Here is a 21,085-nt window from a genome sequence, read left to right as displayed (position 1 = left end):
CTCGCCCTCAGGCTGCTGAACGGTCCCTGTCCACGAAGGTCCAGAGGCGCTGGTTGGCGAACACGGCGCTGGGGTACGGCGCCTTGCCGCGGCTGCCGTTGTAGCGGCCGAGGGTCATGTAGAGGTCGCCGTTCTCGCGGTCGAGATAGTGGCGCAGGATGACGCAGCCGAAGCGCAGGTTGGTCTGCATGTGGAACAGCTTGGCGGGGTCGCTGTCGCCGATCACGCGGGTCCAGAACGGCATGACCTGCATATAGCCGCGCGCGCCGGCGCTGGAGACAGCGAACTTGCGGAAATTGCTCTCGACCTGGACCAGCCCGAGCACCAGGCTCACGTCGAGCCCCGAGCGCTTGCTTTCGTACCAGACCGTCTGCAGGAATTCCTTGCGCGTCGGCCAGTCGGCGATTTTCTTCTTGAGGCGCTCGCTCATCTCGCCCAGCCAGCGCAGGTAGGCCAGGCGGGCCTCGGTGTCCGAGAACTCGGGCACCGGCGGCGCCTTGTTGTGCACGGCCGAACTCAGTGCGGTGCGCACCGAGTCGATCAGCGGCTCTTCGATCTGCGCGCCGGCGCGAGCGGCCTGCGGCAGCGACAGCACCGAGAGGGCGCCCGCAGTCACGGCGCCGCCCAGGCAACGGCGTCGCGAGAGGCTGCCCTCCAAGCTCATTTCGCGAGCTTGCCGGTGATGAATTCGGCGACGCCCACCGCCGGCACCTTGGTGGCGGCAGTGTCGCGGCGATGCTGGTATTCGAGCTGGCCTTCCTTCAGGCCGCGGTCGGAAATGACCACGCGGTGCGGCACGCCGATCAATTCCCAATCGGCGAACATCGCGCCGGGCCGCTCGCCGCGGTCGTCGAGCAGCACGTCGACGCCGGCCGCGAGCAGCTGCTCGTAGAGCGCCTCGGCGGCCACCTTGACCTCCGGGCTGCGGTCCATGCCGATGGGGCAGACCACCACGGTGAACGGTGCCAGCGCGTCGGGCCAGATGATGCCGCGCTCGTCGTGGTTCTGTTCAATGGCGGCAGCCGGCAGGCGGGTGATGCCAATGCCGTAGCAGCCCATCTCGAGGAATTGCGGCTTCCCTGCTTCGTCGAGGAAGGTGGCGTTCATGTCCTTGCTGTACTTGGTGCCGAGCACGAACACATGGCCCACCTCGATCCCACGCTCGATCGCGAGCACGCCCTTGCCGTCGGGTGAGGGATCGCCGGCCACCACGTTGCGGAGATCGGCCACCAGGTCGGGCTCGGGCAGGTCGCGGCCCCAGTTGACGCCGGTCATGTGGAAGTCGATCTCGTTGGCGCCGGTGATCCAGTCGGCCAGAACGGCGGCCTCGCGGTCGACCACGAGCTTGACCGGCTTCTTGAGGTTGAGCGGGCCGAGGTAGCCTGGCTTGCAGCCGAAGTGGTCTTCGATCTCGGCCAGGGTCGCGAAGCGGAACCCCTTGTCCAGGCCGGGCACCTTGCCGACCTTGATTTCGTTCATGTCGTGGTCGCCGCGCAGGAGGAGCAGCCAGACGTGCGAACCCTTGAGGTTGCCGGCCGCGTCGAGGATGTCGGTCGCGAGCACCAGCGACTTGACGGTGGTCGAGAGCGGCACGCCGAGCAGCTCGGCCACGTCGGCGCAGGTACTCTTGCCGGGGGTCGGCGTCTTCTCGAGCGGCTTGGCGGCTGCGGGGCGCGGACCGGCCGGGGGCAGTGCCTCGGCCTTTTCCATGTTGGCCGCGTAGTCGCTGCCCGGGCAATAGACGATGGCGTCTTCGCCGGTGGCGGCGATCACCTGGAACTCTTCGCTCAGGTCGCCGCCGATGGCGCCGCTGTCGGCCGCCACCGCGCGGTAGCGCAGGCCGAAGCGATCGAAGATGCGGCGGTAAGCATCGGCCATGACCTGATAGCTGGCCTTGGCGGCGCCCAGGTCGCGGTCGAAGCTGTAGGCGTCCTTCATGATGAATTCGCGCCCGCGCATCAGGCCGAAGCGCGGACGGCGCTCATCGCGGAACTTGGTCTGGATCTGGTAGAAATTCTTCGGCAGCTGCTTGTAGCTGCGGATTTCCTGGCGCGCGATGTCGGTCACCACCTCTTCGCTGGTGGGCTGGATCACGAAGTCGCGGTCATGCCGGTCCTTGATGCGCAGCAACTCGGGGCCCATCTTGTCGAAGCGGCCGGTCTCCTGCCAGAACTCGGCCGGCTGCACCACGGGCATCGTGAGCTCGACGGCGCCGGCGCGGTTCATCTCTTCGCGCACGATGGCTTCGACCTTGCGAATCACACGCAGGCCCATGGGCATGTAGGTGTAGATGCCCGTGCCGAGCTTCTTGATCATGCCGGCGCGCATCATGAGCCGATGGCTCGCGACCTCGGCGTCAGCGGGCGCTTCCTTGAGGGTGGAGACAAAAAATCGGGAAGCTTTCATCGGGATCGCGTGATGGAATCGGTATGGGATGTGGGGGCAACTCCCCGGGGAGACCCTGAGAGCCTGGCATCGGTTGCTTGCCGAGTGCAACCCGGCATGCATAATCGACTCAGTTCAAAAATTGGGGTTTGATTATGCTCGACCGGGACGGCTTCAGGCCCAACGTCGGCATCATCCTGCTCAACCAGAGAAACCAGGTTTTCTGGGGCAAACGCATACGCACGCATTCCTGGCAGTTTCCGCAAGGCGGCATAGACCGCGGCGAAAGTCCGGAACAGGCCATGTTCCGGGAGCTGCATGAGGAAGTGGGGCTCCATCCGGAGCACGTGCGCATCGTGGCCCGTACCCGCGACTGGTTGCGCTACGAGGTGCCGGATCGGTTCATCCGCCGTGACGCACGGGGCCACTACAAGGGCCAGAAACAAATCTGGTATTTGCTGCAACTCATCGGCCACGACTGGGATCTGAACCTGCGTGCCACAGACCATCCTGAATTCGACGCTTGGCGCTGGCACGACTACTGGGTGCCGCTCGACGTAGTCGTCGAGTTCAAGCGCGGCGTCTATGAAATGGCGCTGACCGAGCTTGCTCGCTACCTGCCGCGGCAGGATTTCCGCAACCGCTTTTTGCGCAGCAACGTGCGCGCCCGTGAATTCGAGCGCCACACGCCAGATGGCGGCGCACCCGCGGGCCTGGACCTGCCGCCCGGCGGCAGTTTCGACCCGCATCCCGACATCCATTCCGCGAGCGATGAACCCTCTCTTCCCCCCAACAAAACGCCCTTCTTTCCGTCGCAGCGCTGAGCGCATCCTTCTTCTCGCGTGCTTCGGCATTCTTGCCGGCTGCGCATCGGGCAATCACGACACCGACAACCCGGACTGGGCGCAATCGGGCATGCCGCCGCCGCCCAAGCGCTCCGAGGCGGACGCCGAATGGGAAGAAACCGTGGCACCGCCGCCGCCTGCTTTCAGCGAAAGCCGTCTGCTGCCGATCGAAATGCCTCCGTACATGAGCCTGAAGTTCGGCATCGATCCGAACACGATCGCAATCACCAAGGACGGCATCGTGCGCTACGTGGTGGTGGCGCAGAACCGCAACGGCGGCGGCGTCAACGCGTTCTATGAAGGTGTGCGCTGCTCGACTGGCGAGATGAAGAGCTATGCGCGCTACAACAACGGCACCTGGCAGGAAACGAAAACGCCGGAGTGGAAGCGCATCAACGACCTGAACTCGCGCTACGCCAAGGCGCTGTCGACCCAGGCACTGTGCCGCGGCAATGCGCCGCGCAAATCGGTTGGGGACATGGTCCAGAACCTGCGCAATCCGGTTCGCGAAGTGCAGTGAACCAAGAAGAACGGGGCCATGGGCCCCGTTTCCTTATCAGCCGGGCATCAGCACCATGTTGTCGCGGTGGACCATCTCCGGTTCCGCCACGTAGCCCAGCAGACGCTCGAACTCGCTCGAAGGCTTGCGGCACAGCAGACGGGCCTCGACACTCGAGTAATTGGCAAGGCCGCGGGCCAGCTCGACGCCATCGACGTCGCGCACCGCGATCACATCGCCACGCGAGAACTCGCCCGACACGCTGGTCATGCCGATGGGCAGCAGGCTCTTGCCCTCGGCACGCACCTTGGCCGCGGCCCCGGCATCGACCGTGACAGCGCCGCGCAATTGCAGGTGGTCGGCCATCCAGCGCTTGCGCGCCTGGTGCTTGGCCGTCTGCGCCACCAGCAAGGTGCCGATGGGTTCGCCGCGCGTGAGGCGCAGCAGGGCATCAGGCTCGCGTCCCCAGGCAATCACGGTGGAGGCACCCGACCCGGCCGCACGCTTGGCCGCAAGGATTTTGGTGATCATGCCGCCGCGTCCAATGCTGGAACCTGCGCCGCCCGCCATGGCTTCGAGCGCCGGGTCGCCGGCGGCCGCCTCGTGCACGAACTTTGCGTCCGGGTCCTTGCGCGGGTCGGCCGTGTAGAGGCCCTTCTGGTCCGTGAGGATGATCAGCGCGTCAGCCTCGACCAAGTTGGCCACGAGCGCGCCCAGCGTGTCGTTGTCGCCGAACTTGATCTCGTCGTTGACGACGGTGTCGTTCTCGTTGATGACCGGCACCACGCGCAGGCCGAGCAAGGTCACAAGGGTCGAGCGCGCATTGAGATAGCGCTCGCGGTCGGCCAGGTCGGCATGGGTCAGCAGCACCTGGGCGCTGCCGATCTCGTTCTCGCGCAATTTGGTTTCGTACATCTGGGCCAAGCCCATCTGCCCGACGGCGGCAGCGGCCTGGAGTTCATGGACCTCGTGCGGCCGGGTGCGCCAGCCGAGCCGCTTCATGCCTTCGGCAATGGCGCCGCTCGACACCATCACAACCTCGCGGCCGTCGCGCACCAGCACCGCAAGCTGCCGGCACCACTCGCCGATTGCGCCCTCGTCGAGGCCGCGCCCGTCATTGGTCACGAGGCTGGAGCCCACCTTGACGACGATTCGGCGGGCGTCCCGCAAGGCAGTGGATCCGGAATTCGAGGTCATTGAAGGCTCTGGCGGTCGTGTCGTGAATACTGCGTGTGCGGCTGCTGTCTGTGGAAGCGGCGCATCGGGCGCCGATGCGCTGCGGTCTCAGTTTGGATCGGGGGGCAATTCGGCAAAGCGCGGATCGACTTCGACCGGCACCTGCTCGGCCACCTGCTGCGCTTTGATGTGCTGGTAGACCGCCTGCACCAGGTGCTCGCAGCCTTCACGCGTGAGCGCGGAGATTTCGAACACCGGCCCCTTGAAGCGCATGCGCTTCACGAAGTCCTTGATGCGTGCCGCGCGTTCGTCGCCGGGCACCATGTCTAGCTTGTTGAGCACGAGCCAGCGCGGCTTCTCGTAGAGCGCGGTGTCGTACTTTTTCAGCTCGCCGACGATGGCCTTTGCCTGTGCCACCGGATCGACGGCATCGTCAAAGGGTGCCATGTCGATCACGTGCAGCAGCAGGCGCGTGCGCTGCAGGTGGCGCAGGAACAGGTGGCCGAGGCCGGCACCTTCCGAAGCGCCTTCGATCAGGCCGGGAAGGTCCGCCACCACGAAACTCTGCTCCGGGCCGACGCGCACTACTCCGAGATTCGGATGCAGCGTGGTGAAAGGGTAGTCGGCGATGCGAGGGCGCGCATTCGAAATGGCGCTGATCAGGGTCGACTTGCCCGCGTTGGGCATGCCCAGCAGGCCAACGTCGGCGAGCACCTTGAGTTCGAGCTTGAGGCTCTTCTTCTCGCCGGGCCAACCGGGGGTCTTCTGGCGCGGGGCGCGATTGATGGCGCTCTTGAAGCGCATGTTGCCGAAGCCGCCGTCACCCCCCTTGGCGATGGTAACGACCTCGCCTTCCTTCAGCAGCTCGTACAGCACCTCGCCCGTCTCGGCGTCGGAAATGATGGTGCCGACCGGCATCTTCAACACGATGTCGTCGCCCGCTGCGCCGAACATGTCGGAGCCCATGCCGTGCTCGCCGCGTCTGGCCTCGTGGCGGCGCGAATAGCGAAAGTCGACCAGCGTGTTGAGGTTGGAATCGGCTACCGCGTAGACGTGGCCGCCGCGGCCGCCGTCACCACCGTTGGGGCCGCCGAATTCCTTGTATTTTTCATGACGGAACGACACGCAGCCGTTGCCGCCATCGCCTGCGGCGATGTCGATGAAGGCTTCGTCGACGAACTTCATGGGGTATCCAGTGTACAAATGAAGAAGCCCCGGCAAAGCGGGGCTTCGAGCTGATCGAAGTGACCTGGGCTTATGCCGCGGGGGTCACGTTGACCATGTGCTTGTTCAGTGCGCCCTTGACGCCGAACGACACATGGCCGTCAACCAGTGCAAACAGCGTGTGGTCCTTGCCCACGCCGACGTTCACGCCGGGGTGGAACTGGGTGCCGCGCTGGCGCACGATGATCGAGCCTGCGCTGATCAGTTCACCGCCAAACGCTTTCACGCCGAGCATCTTGGGCTTGGAATCGCGCCCGTTTCGCGTTGAGCCGCCGCCTTTTTTCTGTGCCATGGAATCTGCTCCTTAGCCGGCGATCGCGCCGATTTGCAGTTCGGTGAACTGCTGGCGATGGCCTTGACGTTTCTGATAGTGCTTGCGACGGCGCATCTTGAAGATGCGAACCTTGTCGTGCTTGCCGTGCGACAGTACCGTGACTGTCACCGTTGCGCCGGATACCAGGGGCGTACCAACCTTGATTTCGCTGCCGTTGCCGACTGCGAGAACCTGATCGATCACGATTTCCTGGCCTACATCCGCAGCAATCTGTTCTACTTTAATTTTTTCGCCGGAAGCAACGCGATACTGCTTGCCGCCGGTTTTTATGACCGCGTACATGTGAACCTCTTGGGAATATGAGCTCCGCGGCGAATTCCGCAGAGCCCAAGATTCTAGCACGGTTTGCGCACGCTAACATGGTTTAGGCGCGAAGCGCGCCAGGACCGCACGCGCTCCTACCTATAATCTGCGCCTTCCGGCCTTGTGCCGCTGCCACCTTCGCATTCAGACGCGCCGCGCGCAAACGCTTTGCCAGTTCACGCCGCCGATACCTCCCCCACCGCCACCGTGCTGGATTTGATCGCCGGCGACATGGTCGAAGTCGACCGTGTGATTGCGCGGCGCCTCGATACGGGCGTGCCCCTGGTCAGCCAGGTTTCCAAGTACATCATTTCCGCCGGCGGCAAACGCCTGCGGCCGGCGTTGCTGCTCCTCATGTCGGGGGCGCTCGGATACACGGGCGAGCAGCGCTTCAACCTGGCGGCGGTGGTGGAGTTCATCCACACGGCCACCCTGCTGCACGACGACGTCGTCGACGAGTCGACCCTGCGCCGCGGACGCCCGACGGCCAATGAATCGTTCGGCAACCCCGCCAGCGTGCTTGTCGGCGACTTCCTCTATTCGCGCGCTTTCCAGATGATGTTGGATGCAAACAACATGCGCATCATGCAAATTCTGGCCGAGGCGACCAATGTGATCGCCGAAGGCGAGGTGCTGCAGCTCATGAACATGCACGACGCGTCGCTGGACGAAGCGGCGTACCTGCGCGTGATCCGCTCCAAGACCGCCAAGCTTTTCGAAGCCAGCACGCGGCTGGCCGCGGTGCTGGCGGGAGCCACGCCCGAGGTCGAGGAAGCCTGCGCTACCTATGGCCAAGCCCTTGGAACGGCGTTCCAGGTCATCGACGACGTGCTCGATTACGCCGGGGATGCTCACGAAACGGGAAAGAACGTTGGCGACGACCTGCGCGAAGGCAAGACGACGTTGCCGCTGATCTTCGCGATGCGGCGCGGCAGCCCCGCCCAGGGCGCGTTGGTTCGCGCGGCCATCGAGGCCGGCGACACCGCTCAGCTGGGCAAGATCGTCGAGATCGTCCACAGCACGGGCGCTTTGGAAGCTTCGCGAGCCGCCGCGGCCGACGAAGCAAAACGTGCGATTCATGCGTTGCGCGACTTCCCGTCCAATTTGCACGCCGACGGTTTGCTACAATTGGCGGCTCAGTTGCTTGAGCGACGTGCCTGAACACCTCACAAGAGTTGGCAAGGACGACTTTCTCTTTTCTGCAACCAATCGGGGTGTAGCTTAGCCTGGTAGAGCGCTACGTTCGGGACGTAGAGGCCGGAGGTTCGAATCCTCTCACCCCGACCAGTCTTTTCGGCTGGCACCAATAATGCCCATGCCTGTTGCTACGTAGCGATTTACACGGCGAGGGCGTTCAGCGATGATCGTGAAGCACTTTTTCACATCTTTTGCAATTCCGCTGAATGGCTGCTGCCGAACTTCCTGTTAAAGAAAACACGCAAATCGCTCTTCCGGGCCTTGCGCGCGCGCTAGTTTCTGCCGGCAAGCTTCCGGCGAAGACGGCGGAAGACATCTATCAGAAGTCGCTCAACGGGCGCACCAGCTTCATTGCCGAGCTGACCGGCAGCGGAGCCGTCTCGGCCGCAGACCTGGCTCACACCCTTTCTTCCGCGTTCGGCGCCCCGCTGCTCGACCTGGACGCCATCGACCATCAGCGCCTGCCGAAAGACCTGCTCGACCCGAAGCTGTGTCAGGCGTACCGCATCGTTGTGCTCAGCAAGCGCAACAACCGCCTCATTGTTGCAACAGCCGATCCCTCGGACCAGCAGGCCGTGGAGAAGATCAAGTTCGCCTCCCAGATGGGCGTGGACTGGGTCATCGCGGAATACGACAAGCTGTCGCGCATGATCGAAGCCGCCGCGGTCACCGCGTCGGAAACACTCAACAACATCGTCGGCGGCGGGGACTTCGAGTTCGACGACGTCACGGCCGATACGTCGGGCGATGCCAACGAACAGGCGGCCATCGCCGAGGTCGAGGATGCCCCGGTCGTCCGGTTCCTGCACAAGATGCTGCTCGACGGCGTCAGCATGCGGGCCTCCGACATCCACTTCGAGCCCTACGAGCACAACTACCGCGTGCGCTTTCGCATCGACGGCGAGCTGCGCGAAATCGCCAGCCCGCCCACGCTGATCAAGGACAAGCTGGCGTCGCGGATCAAGGTGATCTCGCGGCTCGACATCTCCGAGAAGCGCGTGCCGCAAGACGGCCGCATGAAGCTCAAGATCGGCGCAGACCGCGTGATCGACTTTCGCGTGAGCACCCTCCCCACGCTCTTCGGCGAAAAGATCGTGATCCGTATTCTCGACCCGAGCAGCGCACGCCTGGGCATCGACGCGCTCGGCTACGACGCCGATGAAAAGGAGCGGCTGCTGAACGCGATCGGCCGGCCATACGGCATGGTGCTGGTAACCGGCCCTACGGGTTCCGGCAAGACGGTGTCGCTTTACACCTGCCTGAATCTGCTGAACCAGCCCGGCGTCAATATCGCCACGGCGGAAGATCCGTCCGAAATCAACCTGCCGGGCGTGAACCAAGTCAACGTGAACGAGCGCGCTGGCCTTACCTTTGCCGCCGCGCTGCGCGCTTTCCTCCGGCAGGATCCCGACATCATCATGGTCGGCGAAATCCGGGACCTCGAAACCGCCGACATCTCGATCAAGGCCGCGCAAACGGGCCACCTGGTGCTGTCGACGCTGCACACCAATGACGCGCCGACGACGCTCACGCGCATGCGGAACATGGGCATCGCCCCGTTCAACATCGCTTCGAGCGTCATCCTGATCACTGCGCAGCGGCTCGCCCGCCGCCTGTGCCACATATGCCGCGCGCCGGCCGACGTGCCGCGCCAGGCCTTGCTCGACGCGGGTTTCAAGGAAGCAGAAATCGATGGCTCCTGGAAGCCCTATCGCCCTGTCGGCTGCTCGGTGTGCAACGGCGGCTACAAGGGGCGGGTCGGCATCTACCAGGTGATGCCGATCTCCGAAGCCATCCAAGCCATCATCCTGCGCGACGGCAGCGCGCTGGACATCGCTCGCCAGTCCGAGGCCGAGGGCGTCCGCTCGCTTCGGCAATCCGGGCTCAGAAAAGTCATGCAAGGGCTCACCTCACTCGAAGAAGTGGTGGCGGTCACCAACGAATAACGAACACACTGCAAGAAATCGGAGATCGAATGGCAACAGTGGCATCCACCCGCACCTCAAGCACGCTCAAGGAATTTGTCTACGAGTGGGAGGGCAAGGACCGCAACGGCAAGCTGGTGCGCGGCGAGCTCCGGGCCGCCGGCGAAAACCAGGTGCAGGCCGCCTTGCGGCGCCAGGGGGTTCTCGCCTCCAAGATCAAGAAGCGCCGCATGCGCTCGGGCAAGGCAATCAAGCCCAAGGACATTGCAATCTTCACCCGCCAGCTGGCGACGATGATGAAGGCCGGCGTGCCGCTTTTGCAGTCGTTCGACATCGTCGGCCGGGGCAATGCGAACGCAAGCGTTGCCAAGCTGCTGAACGACATCCGCAGCGACGTGGAGACCGGAACCTCGCTCTCGGCCGCGTTCCGCAAGTTTCCGAAGTACTTCGACAATCTCTATTGCAACTTGGTTGAAGCTGGCGAGGCCGCCGGTATCCTGGAAGACCTGCTGGACCGCTTGGCCACCTACATGGAAAAGACCGAGGCGATCAAGTCCAAGATCAAGTCGGCGCTGATGTATCCGACTTCCGTGGTCGTGGTGGCGTTCGTGGTGGTCGCCATCATCATGATCTTCGTGATTCCGGCGTTCAAGGAGGTGTTCACGTCCTTCGGCGCCGACCTGCCCGCGCCAACGCTGTTCGTGATGGCCATGAGCGAATTCTTCGTCTCCTACTGGTGGCTGATCTTCGGCGTCATCGGCGGCGGCACTTACTTTTTCCTGCAGGCCTGGAAGCGCAACGAACGCGTGCAGCGGGTCATGGATCGCGCGCTGCTGCGCGTGCCGATCTTCGGCACCTTGATCGAAAAATCGTGCGTGGCCCGCTGGACCCGCACGCTTGCCACCATGTTTGCCGCCGGCGTTCCGCTGGTCGAAGCGCTCGACTCGGTGGGCGGTGCCTCGGGCAACACGGTGTACAGCGATGCCACGGCCAAGATCCAGCAGGAGGTTTCGACCGGCACCAGCCTCACCTCGGCCATGACCAACGTGAACCTGTTCCCGTCGATGGTGATCCAGATGACGGCCATCGGCGAGGAATCCGGTTCCATCGACCACATGCTCGGCAAGGCCGCGGACTTCTATGAATCCGAAGTGGACGACATGGTAGCGGGCCTCTCGAGCCTGATGGAACCCATCATCATCGTGTTCCTTGGCACGATCATCGGCGGCATCGTGGTGTCGATGTACCTGCCCATCTTCAAGCTGGGCCAAGTCGTTTGATGTTGGTTTCGCAGGAGATCGACGCCGCGTTTGCGGGCGTCCTCGGGTTGCTGGTCGGCAGTTTTCTCAATGTGGTGATCTACCGCACGCCGGTGATGATGTACCGGGAGTGGCTCGCCGATGCGGTGGCCAACCTGATGTCGTCCAAGGACGTCCCATCGCTGTGGTCGCTGGTGTTCGGCCCGAAGGCGGCGCCGCCCGCCGGTCTCGAAGCCGCGGCCGACAAGGCAGCGCTGGAGATCGAGGGCCTGCCTCCCTTCGACCTGTCCCGTCCGGCTTCGCGCTGCGGATCGTGCGGGCACAAGATCCGCTGGTACGAGAACATTCCGGTGTTGAGCTACCTCGTTTTGCGGGGCCGCTGCGCCGCCTGCAAGACGCCGATCAGCCCGCGCTATCCGCTGGTCGAACTGATCACCGGGGCGCTCTTCGCCCTTTGCGCCTACCGCTTCGGCCTCACGCCCGCCGGCGCGCTCTGGGCCGCCTTTGCGGCGCTGCTGGTCTGCCAATTTCTGATCGATTTCGACACCCAGTTCCTGCCCGATGCGCTGAACTACCCGCTGCTGTGGCTGGGCCTCATTGGCGCGGCCATGGGCTGGACCGGTATTGCGCTGAGTTCGGCCGTCTGGGGCGCAGTGTTCGGCTACCTGAGCCTCTGGCTTGTGTACCATGGCTATCGCCTGGTCACAGGCAAGGAAGGCATGGGGCATGGCGACTTCAAACTGCTCGCGGCGCTGGGCGCATGGCTGGGGGCCGATTACCTCATTGCCATCATCCTCGTCTCATCACTGGTGGGCGCAGTGATCGGCCTCTCACTGCGCTTCGTCGGCAAGCTGGCGCACAAGGACATTCCCATGGCCTTCGGTCCCTTCCTAGCCGGTGCGGGCCTGGTCTGCCTTGTGGCGGGTCCCGAACTCGTGCGGCAATGGATTCCCTTCGCGTTTCCGCTTGGCGCATTCGCCCGTTGAAGAGTCGGTGATGCGGCGCGTCGGCTTGACGGGAGGCATCGGCAGCGGCAAGAGCACCGTCGCCGCCTTGCTGGTTGCAGAAGGTGCGATGCTGGTCGATACCGACGCCATCGCGCGCCGCATCGCACAGCCCGGCGGCCTTGCAATGCCTGCCATCGAGGCTGCTTTCGGCCGGTCGGTCATTGCGCCCGATGGCGGGCTTGACCGCGCAGGCATGCGGCAACTCGTGTTTGCCGACAACAGCGCGAGGAAACGCCTCGAATCGATCCTGCACCCGTTGATCGGTGTCGAGACCGAGCGCTTGGCGACGGCCGCGGGGCCGGACGCCGTGGTGGTCTTCGACGTCCCGCTGCTGGTCGAATCCGGCCGCTGGCGAGCCATGGTGGACAGGGTGCTCGTGGTCGATGCCAGCGAGGAAACGCAGTTGCGGCGCGTCATGGCGCGCTCCGGTTGGACCGACGAAGCCGTGCGCGCGGTGATCGCCCAGCAGGCCGCGCGCAAGTTGCGCCGAGCCGCCGCGGATGCGGTCATTTTCAACGAGTCGATCTCGCTGGAGGAACTCGGTGCCGCGGTGCGGAGTCTCTGGAAGCGGTGGGTTCCGCCCGGCACGCGATAATCCGAGACTTGCCGCCGCAGCGGCCGCATAACGACCAAGACAAAAAAGGCGCTCGCCGGAGTGCCCTCCCTCCCGCGATGCTTTTCAATTCGTATCCCTTTATTTTTGTCTTTTTTCCGCTGGTCCTGATCGGTTTCTTCCTGATCGGCAAGCGCAACGCCCGATCCGCAGCTGGCTTTCTGGCCCTGGCTTCGCTGTTCTTCTACGGCTGGTGGAGCGTCAAGGCGCTGCCGCTCCTGGTGGCGTCCATCTGCATCAACTATTGGTTCGGCTTGCATCTTTCGCCCGCGCCCGGCCGCGACGACCGCAAGCGGAAGTCACTGCTGGTGCTGGCGCTGGTCGTCAACCTCGGCGTGCTCGCGATCTTCAAGTACGCCAACTTCTTCGTCTCGAACGTGAACGAAGGCCTGGCGTCGGCTGGTCTGTCGCAGATCCCGCTGCTGCACATCGTGCTGCCGATCGGCATCTCGTTTTACACCTTCACGCAGATCGCCTTCCTAGTCGACTGCTGGCAGGGCAAAGTGCATGAACGAAGCTTCATCCACTACGTGCTGTTCGTCACCTACTTTCCGCACTTGATCGCAGGTCCGGTGCTGCATCACGCGCAAATGATGCCGCAGTTCGCGAACCCGGCCACCTACCGGCTGGACCCCAACAAAGTGGCGCTCGGCGTGGCGATCTTCACCTTCGGGCTTGCCAAGAAGCTGCTGATTGCCGACCCCATGGGGCAGTACGCCGACATGATGTTCAACGGCGTGCACAAGGGCATCGAGCCCACGCTCTACACCTCGTGGTTCGGCGCGCTGGCCTATACGCTGCAGATCTATTTCGACTTCTCGGGCTATTCGGACATGGCTGTGGGCCTCTCGTTGTGCCTGGGCGTGCAGCTGCCGCTCAATTTCCGCTCACCCTACAAGTCGACCAACATCATCGAATTCTGGCGGCGCTGGCACATCTCGCTGTCGAACTTCCTGCGCGACTATCTCTACGTGCCGCTGGGCGGCAACCGCAAGGGCCCGGCGCGGCGCTACCTGAACCTGTTTCTCACGATGCTGCTCGGCGGGCTCTGGCACGGCGCTGCATGGACCTTCGTGATCTGGGGCGCGCTGCACGGCGTGTTCCTGATGATCAACCACCTCTGGAATGCCAGGGTGCGCCGCAACGCCACGCCGGGCCGCATTGCCCACGTACTGGGTTGGCTGCTGACCTTCCTTTGCGTGGTGCTGGCCTGGATCGTCTTTCGCGCGGACGGCGTGCATACGGCCATGGCCATCTACAAGGGCATGCTCGGAATGCATGGCGCACCGGTGTCGGCCTTCAGCGAACTCGGCCCCGTGCCGTTCCGCAAGCCGGAGTTCTTTCAGACCATGCTGGTGGGCATCATCATCTGCCTTGCGCTGCCTCCGACGATCTCGCTCGAACGCTGGATTCCCCATCCGAAAGCGGTTGCCGGCCAGCCTGTGATGGCGTGGGTCTCTTCGGCTGTGCTCGCGATCGGCACCTTCGCGCTCTTCGCCTGGTGCGTCTCGAAGCTGGGCAACTACAGCCCGTTCCTCTACTTCCAATTCTGATTCGACATGACGACGCCCGCCAAAGTCTGGCTGCGATTCTTCCTCATCGGCTACATCGCCCTGATGGTGCTGTGGATCGTTTCGCTCACCAGCCCCGTGCCTTACGGCGACCTCACGCGGATCGGCCGCCTGTCCGAACGCGAATTCGGTTGGACCGCTCCGCCACCCAAGGTCGACCCTGCCGTGCTGAAGGGCACGCCCGTCGACCAGGCTGACATCCTGGTGATCGGCGACAGCTTTTCGATGACCTTCCGCTGGCAGTCGGTACTTGCCAAGGCCGGCTACCGCGTCTCGACCACCTATTGGGGCCAGTATGAGAACGCGCTCTGCGGCGATTTCGACCAGTGGATCGCGCGCACCGGATTCAAGGGCAAGCTGATCATCATCGAGAGCGTTGAGCGCCTGTTGGGCGATCGCACCAAGGACAGCATGAAGTGCCAGAAGATGGTCCGGCCCTTCGATGCCATGGATCACCCCCTGATCACGCCCGATGAGACGGTGCCTAGCCCCGCTCCCAATTGGAACGTGCAATTCATGACCGGGATCACGACCTACTACAACACCTGGAAAGCGAAAAATTCTGCAACAGACGTTCACTTCGACTGGAACACGTGGGTTCGGCCGGTGCCCGATGGTTGCAAGCTCTTCTCCCATCGCTCCTGCGACAAGATGCCCTTTTTCGCCGAAGATGACGACAATGGCCCGCTGACTCCCGCGCACCTGGAGTGGATGAAGAATTTCACAAAGGCGCACAGCAAGCTTCCTATCATGTGGATGGTGATTCCCAACAAGACCACCGTGTACCTGAAGCCCGATTACTCCAAGGATTTCGAAGCCGGCTTCCGCACGTCCGGCCTCGGACCCGACCTTTACGCCTTCACCCGCGAGAAGCACACGCAGATTCGCGACTTCTATTTTTCCAACGACACCCACATGTCCATGCACGGCCAGCTCGCGCTGGGCGAACGCATGCTTACCGCCGTGCGCGAAGTGCTGCCCACGCCCCCATCGAAATCGCCCTGAAGCTATGATGGCGCGACAGGAAACCGACACAAACGCGTGATCCTCTACGAGTACCCTTTCAACGAGCGCATCCGCACCTACCTGCGGCTGGAGCACCTCTTCCGACGCCTTGGGGAACTGGTGCCCTCGGAGTCCGCGCTCTCGCATCACTACGCGCTGGTCACGATCTTCGAGATCATGGACGTTGCCGCGCGCGCCGACCTCAAGGCCGACGTGATGCGCGATCTCGACAAGCACAAGAACGTCTTCAACGGCTACCGGGGCAATCCGGCCATTGCCGAGGCCGTGCTCGACCAGGTGGTTGGCCAGCTCGAGCGCAACTTCGCAACCCTCAATGGCGTTGCCGGCAAGGCTGGCCAAGCCCTGACCGAAAACGAGTGGCTCATGAGCATTCGCAGCCGCGCGGGCATTCCGGCCGGCACCTGCGAATTCGACCTGCCCGCCTACTACGCTTGGCAGCATCGCAGTGCGGCAAGCCGCCGCGCCGACCTCGAACGGTGGTCTGCCACGCTGTCCCCGCTGGCCGAGTCCATCTACCTGCTGCTCAAGCTGCTGCGCGATGCCGACGTACCGTACAAGGTCATCGCCACGGGCGGACATTTCCAGCAAAACCTGCCGCAAGGCCGCAGCTTCCAGCTGCTGCGGCTGCGCATCGATCCAGCGCTCGGACTCATTCCCGAGATCAGCGGCAACCGGCTCATGGTTTCGGTGCGGATGATGCGGCACGAGGCCGACCGGCTGCACCCGAGCACGGACGACGCGGCATTCGAACTCACCCTTTGCGCATGAGCCCTCGCCCGGCCGTTCCGAAGGGGGCTCGCACCGCAGTGCGGAGCAAGGAGGCTACCCAATGAGCGATGTGAACAAGATCGGCGAGCGGATCGTCCGCTGCCCTGCTTGTGGCGGAGACAGCGTCTACTCCGAACGCAATCCTTTTCGCCCCTTCTGCAGCGCGCGATGCAAGGGCATCGATTTCGGCGCCTGGGCAAGCGAGGAATTCCGCATGCCAGCAGAAACGCCGGCCGACGACGAGCCCTTCGGCGACCCGAAGAAGGTCCAATAAGCGCGCCGTGCGCTACGGCGCCAAGAACACGCGGTCCAGGTAGTCCGCGTGTTGGCGGACATACGCTGGACGCAGATGCTCCCGGTCCTTGTAAGCCGGCGCATCGTCGGGCGTCGCCCGGAGGCACTGCCCTTCCGCGCACAGCCTTGCCATCACGTCGATGGGTTCCGCGCCGGTGGATAGCGCGAGCGCGCGCAGCTGGTCGTTGAGCCGCGCCTGATCCGGCGGCAGAGGCGCCACGCGGGTGCTCGTCAGTGCCACCATCTTGCCCATGCGGCTGCCTTCGATGAGGCGCCGGGGCTCGAACTCGGCGCCGCTCGCATTGTCCAGCAACAAGTAGACCTTCTTCTTGTGCTGCCCCAGTTGCACCAGCAGTTTTTCGAGCGATGCCAGCGAGGGCCCGAGGCCTGCACCCCCGTTGTTCACGAGATAACCCGAGGCGCCGTCCTGAAAATAGAACGGAAGCGGAAAGTCGCCGGTGAAATAGCAGTTCCAGCATGCTCCGACCACCACCGCATCGATCTGCGGATCGACGGCCAATGCCAGCATCTCGCGGCGCGCCTTCTCGCATCCGGGGTTGCCCTCGGCCACCATGCCAGGTACCGGCGGACACGCACCGTAGGTCGAGAAATAGGTCGTTGCCATGCGGCCAGGCGCGCTGCGTGCGAGCGCCATCGCGCGCGGCGCATATTGCTGGATATGGCTGTCGCCGATCAGCAAGACCTTGCGATCGCCACTGCCTACGCGCTTGACCGGAAAGCCGCCGAGCTTCTGCTGCTCGAAGCCGGCGTAATAGTTGTCGTCCGCCGTGGCGTCGGTCACTTTGCGCAGCAGGTCGCTGCCGTTGCGCGGCGCCATGCCGCCCAGCGCCAGCAGCCCGGCGACCGCGATCGCCATGCTGCCGCCGGCGAGCGTGCGCAGCATGCCGACATTCGCTCGCGCTCGGGTGAAGCGCTCGACGAAGCGATACGTGAGCCAAGCCAGCACCACGCTCGCCAGCACCATGGCGCCGCGCACCCAAGGCGATGGCTCGCCTTCATTCACGATGCGTGCGTAGACCAGCAACGGCCAATGCCAGAGATAGAGCGGATAGCTGATGAGACCGATCCACACCATTGGACGGCTGGCGAGCACATACCTGTTCAGCACGCCCGAGGGGCCGGCCGCAATACAGCTCGCCGCGCCCAGCGTGGGCAGCAGCGCCCACCACCCGGGAAACGCCTTGTCGCTGCGAGTCATTACGAGACCCAGCGCGATCAATCCCACGCCCACGCACGACTGCAGGTGGCTACGCCAAGCCAGAGCCGGCTGAAGGGCAGGCCGCAGTCGCATGCAGGCCAGGATGCCGCCCACCATCAGTTCCCAGAAGCGCGAAGCGGGCGAGTAGAAGGCCGCCGTGCGAAAGGGATGGATCGTCAGCACGTTGACGAGAAACGAAGCCACCGCCAGCACCCAGAGCAACCGGAGGACCGGCCAGCGCCGGCGCCACGCCAGTGCCAGCAACATGGGCCAGAAAATATAGAACTGCTCCTCGATGCCCAGTGACCACAGGTGCAGCAGCGGCTTGGTCTCCGCGGCCGTATCGAAATAGCCCGCCTCGCCCCAGAAGATGAAATTGGCAATGAAGGCGGCACCGCCAGCCGCCTGCTTGCCGAGCTCGGTGAACTCCCTGGGCAGCAGCGCATACCAGCCGAAGGCGAGCGTGGCCAGCAGCACCAGCGTCAGCGCCGGAAAGATCCGCCGGATGCGCCGTGCATAGAAATCGCGGTAGCTGAAGTCACTCGCCGCGTGGCTCTGCATGATGATCGTCGTGATCAGGAAGCCCGAGATCACGAAGAAGATGTCGACCCCGATGAAGCCTCCTGGCAGCGCGTCGGGAAAGGCATGGAAGGCCAGCACCGACGCCACCGCCACGGCACGCAGTCCGTCGATGTCGGCGCGGTACTTGGGATGCAGCATGTCGTGCCTAGGCCCGCGGTGCTCGCAGAACGTGCGCGCCCGCCCTCGCGACCGGGCCCATCAGGCCAGGGTCGAAACGGCCTGCGCCGCCGACGCGGGCAGCCCGCGCTCCTGGGTCAGCCACTCGAGCACCGGCAGCGCGCCCGGCAGCACCGGGGCCACGTCCAAAGGCAGCTGCTGCCAGCGCATGGCCTGCCCTTCGCGCATCTCGAATTCGCCGCTCCAGGCCGTGACCTTGCACCAGTGCAGTCGCACCAGCGCATGCGGGTAGTCGTGCTCGGTCACTTTCCAGACCTCGGCGCCCGCGATGGTGATGCCCAGTTCTTCGTGCAGCTCGCGGCGCAGCGCCTGCTCCACCGTTTCGCCGGGCTCGATCTTGCCGCCCGGAAATTCCCAGTAGCCGGCATAGGCCTTGCCTTCGGGCCGTGTCGACAGCAGCAGCGCGTCGTCGGCCGGGCGAATCAATACGCCGACAGCCACCTCGGTGTGCTTGCGGCCTTGGGCCTCCGGCTGTGCGCTCATGCGGAAGCCCGCCCGGCGTAGTCACGCGCAAACTGGTAGGCCACGCGGCCGCTGCGCGAGCCGCGCTCCAGCGCCCACACCAGCGCCTCGGGGCGCGCAGCCTCGATGGCGGCCTTGTCGACGCCGAACGACGACAGCCACTGCGCGACGATCGCCAGGTATTCGTTCTGGCTGAAAGGATAGAAGCTCACCCACAGGCCAAAGCGCTCGGACAGCGAGATCTTCTCCTCGATCACTTCGCCGGGATGCACTTCGCCATCCTCGGTATGGGTGTAGCTGAGGTTGTCCTTCATGTATTCCGGCAGCAGGTGGCGCCGGTTGCTGGTCGCGTAGATCAGCACGTTGGGCGTGGCTGCAGCAATCGAGCCGTCCAGGATCGACTTAAGTGCCTTGTAGCCGGGCTCGCCTTCGTCGAAGCTCAGATCGTCGCTGAACACGATGAATTTTTCGGGCCGCTGCGACACCACCTCGACGATGTCGGGCAGGTCGGTCAGCTCGGCCTTGTCGACTTCGATCAGACGCAGCCCCTGCGGCGCATAGGCCTGCAGGCAGGCGCGGATGAGCGACGATTTTCCCGTACCGCGCGCACCGGTCAGCAGCACGTTGTTGGCCGGTTTGCCCTCGACGAACTGGCGCGTGTTGCGTTCGATCTTTTCTTTCTGAACGTCGATTTCCTTCAGCGAATCAAGTGCCATGGCAGCCACGTGCTTCACAGGTTCGAGGACGCCATGACCCGAGCTGCGGCGGCGGTACCGCCAGGCGATCGATGCGTTCCAGTCAGCAGGCGCCGACAGCGGCTGCGGCAAGATCGACTCGATGCGGCCGATCAGCTGTTCGGCACGTTCGATCAGCTTTTCGAACTTTTCATTCATCGACGCCCGCCCGGCCGCCCGAAGGGCGTTGAGCGCCCCCTCGGGGGGCAGCGACGACACGAAGTGCGGAGCGTGGGGGCATCATCATGACCTGTAGTCGGCGTTGATGGTCACGTACTCGTGGCTCAGGTCGCAGGTCCACACGGTCTCGCTCGCGTTGCCGCGGCCCAAGACGATGCGCACCGTGATCTCGCTCTGCTTCATCACTCGTTGGCCGTCTTCCTCGCCATACGACGGATTGCGCCCGCCCTTGACCGCCACGTGCACGTCGTCGAGGAACAGGTCGATGCCGGTCTGGTCCAGATCGGCAATGCCCGCATAGCCCACTGCCGCCAGGATGCGGCCCAGGTTCGGATCGCTGGCGAAGAACGCGGTCTTGACCAGCGGCGAGTGCGCGACGGCGTAGGCCACCTGCTTGCACTCGTCCGCGCTGCGCCCGCCTTCGACCTGGATGGTGATGAACTTGGTCGCGCCTTCACCGTCGCGCACGATCGCTTGCGCCAGCTGGCGCGCCACGTTCTGCATGGCGGTCACCAGCGCTTGGCCGTCGGCCGACTCCAGCGAGGTGATGGTGGCGTGCGTGGCCTTCTGCGTGGCAATGACCACGAACGAATCGTTGGTCGAAGTGTCGCCGTCGATCGTCACGCGGTTGAACGAAGCATCCGCCAACAACTTGGCAAGCGGCTGGATCAGCGACGGGTCGATCTTCGCGTCGGTGGCCATGAAGCCCAGCATAGTCGCCATGTTCGGTCGGATCATGCCGGCGCCCTTGCTGATGCCGGTGATGGTGACCGTGGCGCCGCCGACCTGGACCTGCTGGCTGAAAGCCTTCGGGATCGTGTCGGTGGTCATGATGCCTTCGGCGGCACGTGCCCAGTGGTTCTCCGAAGCGTCGGCCAGCGCGGCGGGCAGGCCGGCTTCGATGCGGTCCACGGGCAGCGGCTCCATGATCACGCCGGTCGAGAACGGCAGGATCTGCTCGGGCGCGATTTCCAGGTGGCGCGCCAGCGCGATGCAGGTGGAACGCGTGCGCATCAGGCCGTCTTCGCCCGTGCCTGCATTGGCGTTGCCAGTGTTGATCACCATTGCGCGAATGCCGTAGTTGGCGGCCAGGTGGTCGCGGCAGACCTGCACCGGTGCGGCGCAGAAGCGATTCTGGGTGAACACGCCGCCAACCGCAGAGCCTTCATCGATCAGCACGACGGTCAGGTCCTTGCGGTTCGCCTTGCGCACGCCCGCTTCGGCCACGCCGATGCGGACGCCGGGCACCGCGAACAAGGCGGCAGGATCAGGAGCGGACAGGTTCACGGGCATGGCGGTAATTTC

At 64.2% G+C, this 21,085-nt stretch carries 21 protein-coding genes and 1 tRNA gene; 12 read left to right on the top strand and 10 right to left on the bottom strand.

Going from position 1 to position 21,085, the window contains the following annotated elements; genetic code table 11:
• Positions 1–7: 7 nt before the first annotated feature.
• Positions 8–664 carry a lytic transglycosylase domain-containing protein gene (locus J2X92_RS09415; protein ID WP_307575157.1) on the bottom strand — a complete coding sequence of 219 codons (657 nt, stop codon included), beginning with the start codon at positions 662–664 and terminating at the stop codon, positions 8–10.
• Positions 661–2,406: a proline--tRNA ligase gene (locus J2X92_RS09410; RefSeq protein WP_307575155.1), complete on the bottom strand. Its 1,746-nt coding sequence runs from the start codon at positions 2,404–2,406 to the stop codon at positions 661–663. The genes J2X92_RS09415 and J2X92_RS09410 overlap by 4 nt, the downstream gene beginning before the upstream one ends.
• A 134-nt stretch (positions 2,407–2,540) precedes the next feature.
• Between J2X92_RS09410 and J2X92_RS09405 the strand changes: the two genes are divergently transcribed.
• Both J2X92_RS09405 and J2X92_RS09400 read left to right on the top strand, forming a co-directional pair.
• Complete coding sequence (locus J2X92_RS09405; protein WP_055802827.1) at positions 2,541–3,209, top strand: RNA pyrophosphohydrolase; 669 nt, start codon at positions 2,541–2,543, stop codon at positions 3,207–3,209.
• Positions 3,157–3,750 carry a CNP1-like family protein gene (locus J2X92_RS09400; RefSeq protein WP_307575153.1) on the top strand — a complete coding sequence of 198 codons (594 nt, stop codon included), beginning with the start codon at positions 3,157–3,159 and terminating at the stop codon, positions 3,748–3,750. Before J2X92_RS09405 ends, J2X92_RS09400 begins: the two co-directional genes overlap by 53 nt.
• A gap of 36 nt (positions 3,751–3,786) precedes the next feature.
• Here J2X92_RS09400 and proB read toward each other — a convergent pair whose 3' ends face one another.
• From proB to rplU, 4 genes are all read right to left on the bottom strand, one after another.
• Positions 3,787–4,926, bottom strand: a complete 1,140-nt coding sequence (proB, locus tag J2X92_RS09395) for a glutamate 5-kinase (protein ID WP_307575151.1) — start codon at positions 4,924–4,926, stop codon at positions 3,787–3,789.
• Between the two features lie 87 nt (positions 4,927–5,013).
• Positions 5,014–6,090 carry an Obg family GTPase CgtA gene (gene cgtA / locus J2X92_RS09390; RefSeq protein ID WP_055802823.1) on the bottom strand — a complete coding sequence of 359 codons (1,077 nt, stop codon included), beginning with the start codon at positions 6,088–6,090 and terminating at the stop codon, positions 5,014–5,016.
• 70 nt (positions 6,091–6,160) lie between these two features.
• Positions 6,161–6,421 (bottom strand): 50S ribosomal protein L27, encoded by a 261-nt coding sequence (rpmA, locus tag J2X92_RS09385; protein WP_028259150.1) that lies wholly within the window; start codon positions 6,419–6,421, stop codon positions 6,161–6,163.
• A gap of 12 nt (positions 6,422–6,433) precedes the next feature.
• Positions 6,434–6,745 (bottom strand): 50S ribosomal protein L21, encoded by a 312-nt coding sequence (rplU, locus tag J2X92_RS09380; RefSeq protein ID WP_028259151.1) that lies wholly within the window; start codon positions 6,743–6,745, stop codon positions 6,434–6,436.
• 189 nt (positions 6,746–6,934) lie between these two features.
• Between rplU and J2X92_RS09375 the strand changes: the two genes are divergently transcribed.
• From J2X92_RS09375 to J2X92_RS09330, 10 genes are all read left to right on the top strand, one after another.
• Complete coding sequence (locus J2X92_RS09375; protein ID WP_055802822.1) at positions 6,935–7,927, top strand: polyprenyl synthetase family protein; 993 nt, start codon at positions 6,935–6,937, stop codon at positions 7,925–7,927.
• A 49-nt stretch (positions 7,928–7,976) separates the two neighbouring features.
• A tRNA-Pro gene (locus J2X92_RS09370) sits at positions 7,977–8,053 on the top strand.
• 116 nt (positions 8,054–8,169) lie between these two features.
• Positions 8,170–9,909 (top strand): type IV-A pilus assembly ATPase PilB, encoded by a 1,740-nt coding sequence (pilB, locus tag J2X92_RS09365; RefSeq protein WP_307575148.1) that lies wholly within the window; start codon positions 8,170–8,172, stop codon positions 9,907–9,909.
• Positions 9,910–9,938: 29 nt separating this feature from the next.
• The gene (locus J2X92_RS09360; RefSeq protein WP_307575146.1) at positions 9,939–11,168 is read left to right on the top strand and encodes a type II secretion system F family protein; all 1,230 of its coding nucleotides are present in this window, start codon (positions 9,939–9,941) and stop codon (positions 11,166–11,168) included.
• Positions 11,168–12,133: a prepilin peptidase gene (locus J2X92_RS09355; protein ID WP_307575144.1), complete on the top strand. Its 966-nt coding sequence runs from the start codon at positions 11,168–11,170 to the stop codon at positions 12,131–12,133. Before J2X92_RS09360 ends, J2X92_RS09355 begins: the two co-directional genes overlap by 1 nt.
• Positions 12,134–12,143: 10 nt before the next feature.
• Positions 12,144–12,749, top strand: coding sequence for a dephospho-CoA kinase (coaE, locus tag J2X92_RS09350; RefSeq protein WP_307575294.1), 606 nt, complete (start codon positions 12,144–12,146; stop codon positions 12,747–12,749).
• Between the two features lie 77 nt (positions 12,750–12,826).
• Positions 12,827–14,320, top strand: coding sequence for an MBOAT family O-acyltransferase (locus J2X92_RS09345; protein ID WP_307575143.1), 1,494 nt, complete (start codon positions 12,827–12,829; stop codon positions 14,318–14,320).
• Positions 14,321–14,326: 6 nt separating this feature from the next.
• Positions 14,327–15,343 (top strand): hypothetical protein, encoded by a 1,017-nt coding sequence (locus tag J2X92_RS09340; RefSeq protein WP_307575141.1) that lies wholly within the window; start codon positions 14,327–14,329, stop codon positions 15,341–15,343.
• A 36-nt stretch (positions 15,344–15,379) separates the two neighbouring features.
• Positions 15,380–16,132, top strand: a complete 753-nt coding sequence (gene zapD, locus J2X92_RS09335; RefSeq protein WP_307575139.1) for a cell division protein ZapD — start codon at positions 15,380–15,382, stop codon at positions 16,130–16,132.
• Between the two features lie 61 nt (positions 16,133–16,193).
• On the top strand, positions 16,194–16,406 hold the full coding sequence (locus tag J2X92_RS09330) for a DNA gyrase inhibitor YacG (RefSeq protein WP_307575138.1): 213 nt from the start codon (positions 16,194–16,196) through the stop codon (positions 16,404–16,406).
• A 12-nt stretch (positions 16,407–16,418) separates the two neighbouring features.
• Here the strand turns inward: J2X92_RS09330 and J2X92_RS09325 are convergent, their stop codons facing one another.
• The 4 genes from J2X92_RS09325 to argJ all read right to left on the bottom strand — a co-directional run bounded on the left by J2X92_RS09325 (position 16,419) and on the right by argJ (position 21,073).
• Complete coding sequence (locus J2X92_RS09325) at positions 16,419–18,365, bottom strand: acyltransferase family protein (protein ID WP_307575136.1); 1,947 nt, start codon at positions 18,363–18,365, stop codon at positions 16,419–16,421.
• A gap of 60 nt (positions 18,366–18,425) precedes the next feature.
• Positions 18,426–18,887 carry a (deoxy)nucleoside triphosphate pyrophosphohydrolase gene (locus J2X92_RS09320; RefSeq protein ID WP_307575134.1) on the bottom strand — a complete coding sequence of 154 codons (462 nt, stop codon included), beginning with the start codon at positions 18,885–18,887 and terminating at the stop codon, positions 18,426–18,428.
• Positions 18,884–19,759 (bottom strand): ATP-binding protein, encoded by an 876-nt coding sequence (locus J2X92_RS09315; RefSeq protein ID WP_307575133.1) that lies wholly within the window; start codon positions 19,757–19,759, stop codon positions 18,884–18,886. Before J2X92_RS09315 ends, J2X92_RS09320 begins: the two co-directional genes overlap by 4 nt.
• 84 nt (positions 19,760–19,843) lie before the next feature.
• Positions 19,844–21,073, bottom strand: coding sequence for a bifunctional glutamate N-acetyltransferase/amino-acid acetyltransferase ArgJ (gene argJ, locus J2X92_RS09310; protein WP_307575131.1), 1,230 nt, complete (start codon positions 21,071–21,073; stop codon positions 19,844–19,846).
• Between the last annotated feature and the right edge of the window lie 12 nt (positions 21,074–21,085).

The sequence above is a fragment of the Variovorax paradoxus genome (assembly GCF_030811855.1).
Lineage (GTDB): Bacteria > Pseudomonadota > Gammaproteobacteria > Burkholderiales > Burkholderiaceae_C > Variovorax > Variovorax paradoxus_L.
This window is presented reverse-complemented; position numbering and strand designations above follow the sequence as displayed.

Coding starts and splice junctions, on each gene's coding strand:
- J2X92_RS09415 (WP_307575157.1), bottom strand. CDS start 664: ATGAGCTTGGAGGGCAGCCTCTCGCGACGCCGTTGCCTGGGCGGCGCC.
- J2X92_RS09410 (WP_307575155.1), bottom strand. CDS start 2,406: ATGAAAGCTTCCCGATTTTTTGTCTCCACCCTCAAGGAAGCGCCCGCT.
- J2X92_RS09405 (WP_055802827.1), top strand. CDS start 2,541: ATGCTCGACCGGGACGGCTTCAGGCCCAACGTCGGCATCATCCTGCTC.
- J2X92_RS09400 (WP_307575153.1), top strand. CDS start 3,157: ATGAACCCTCTCTTCCCCCCAACAAAACGCCCTTCTTTCCGTCGCAGC.
- proB (WP_307575151.1), bottom strand. CDS start 4,926: ATGACCTCGAATTCCGGATCCACTGCCTTGCGGGACGCCCGCCGAATC.
- cgtA (WP_055802823.1), bottom strand. CDS start 6,090: ATGAAGTTCGTCGACGAAGCCTTCATCGACATCGCCGCAGGCGATGGC.
- rpmA (WP_028259150.1), bottom strand. CDS start 6,421: ATGGCACAGAAAAAAGGCGGCGGCTCAACGCGAAACGGGCGCGATTCC.
- rplU (WP_028259151.1), bottom strand. CDS start 6,745: ATGTACGCGGTCATAAAAACCGGCGGCAAGCAGTATCGCGTTGCTTCC.
- pilB (WP_307575148.1), top strand. CDS start 8,170: ATGGCTGCTGCCGAACTTCCTGTTAAAGAAAACACGCAAATCGCTCTT.
- J2X92_RS09360 (WP_307575146.1), top strand. CDS start 9,939: ATGGCAACAGTGGCATCCACCCGCACCTCAAGCACGCTCAAGGAATTT.
- J2X92_RS09355 (WP_307575144.1), top strand. CDS start 11,168: ATGTTGGTTTCGCAGGAGATCGACGCCGCGTTTGCGGGCGTCCTCGGG.
- coaE (WP_307575294.1), top strand. CDS start 12,144: ATGCGGCGCGTCGGCTTGACGGGAGGCATCGGCAGCGGCAAGAGCACC.
- J2X92_RS09345 (WP_307575143.1), top strand. CDS start 12,827: ATGCTTTTCAATTCGTATCCCTTTATTTTTGTCTTTTTTCCGCTGGTC.
- J2X92_RS09340 (WP_307575141.1), top strand. CDS start 14,327: ATGACGACGCCCGCCAAAGTCTGGCTGCGATTCTTCCTCATCGGCTAC.
- J2X92_RS09330 (WP_307575138.1), top strand. CDS start 16,194: ATGAGCGATGTGAACAAGATCGGCGAGCGGATCGTCCGCTGCCCTGCT.
- J2X92_RS09325 (WP_307575136.1), bottom strand. CDS start 18,365: ATGCTGCATCCCAAGTACCGCGCCGACATCGACGGACTGCGTGCCGTG.
- J2X92_RS09320 (WP_307575134.1), bottom strand. CDS start 18,887: ATGAGCGCACAGCCGGAGGCCCAAGGCCGCAAGCACACCGAGGTGGCT.
- J2X92_RS09315 (WP_307575133.1), bottom strand. CDS start 19,759: ATGAATGAAAAGTTCGAAAAGCTGATCGAACGTGCCGAACAGCTGATC.
- argJ (WP_307575131.1), bottom strand. CDS start 21,073: ATGCCCGTGAACCTGTCCGCTCCTGATCCTGCCGCCTTGTTCGCGGTG.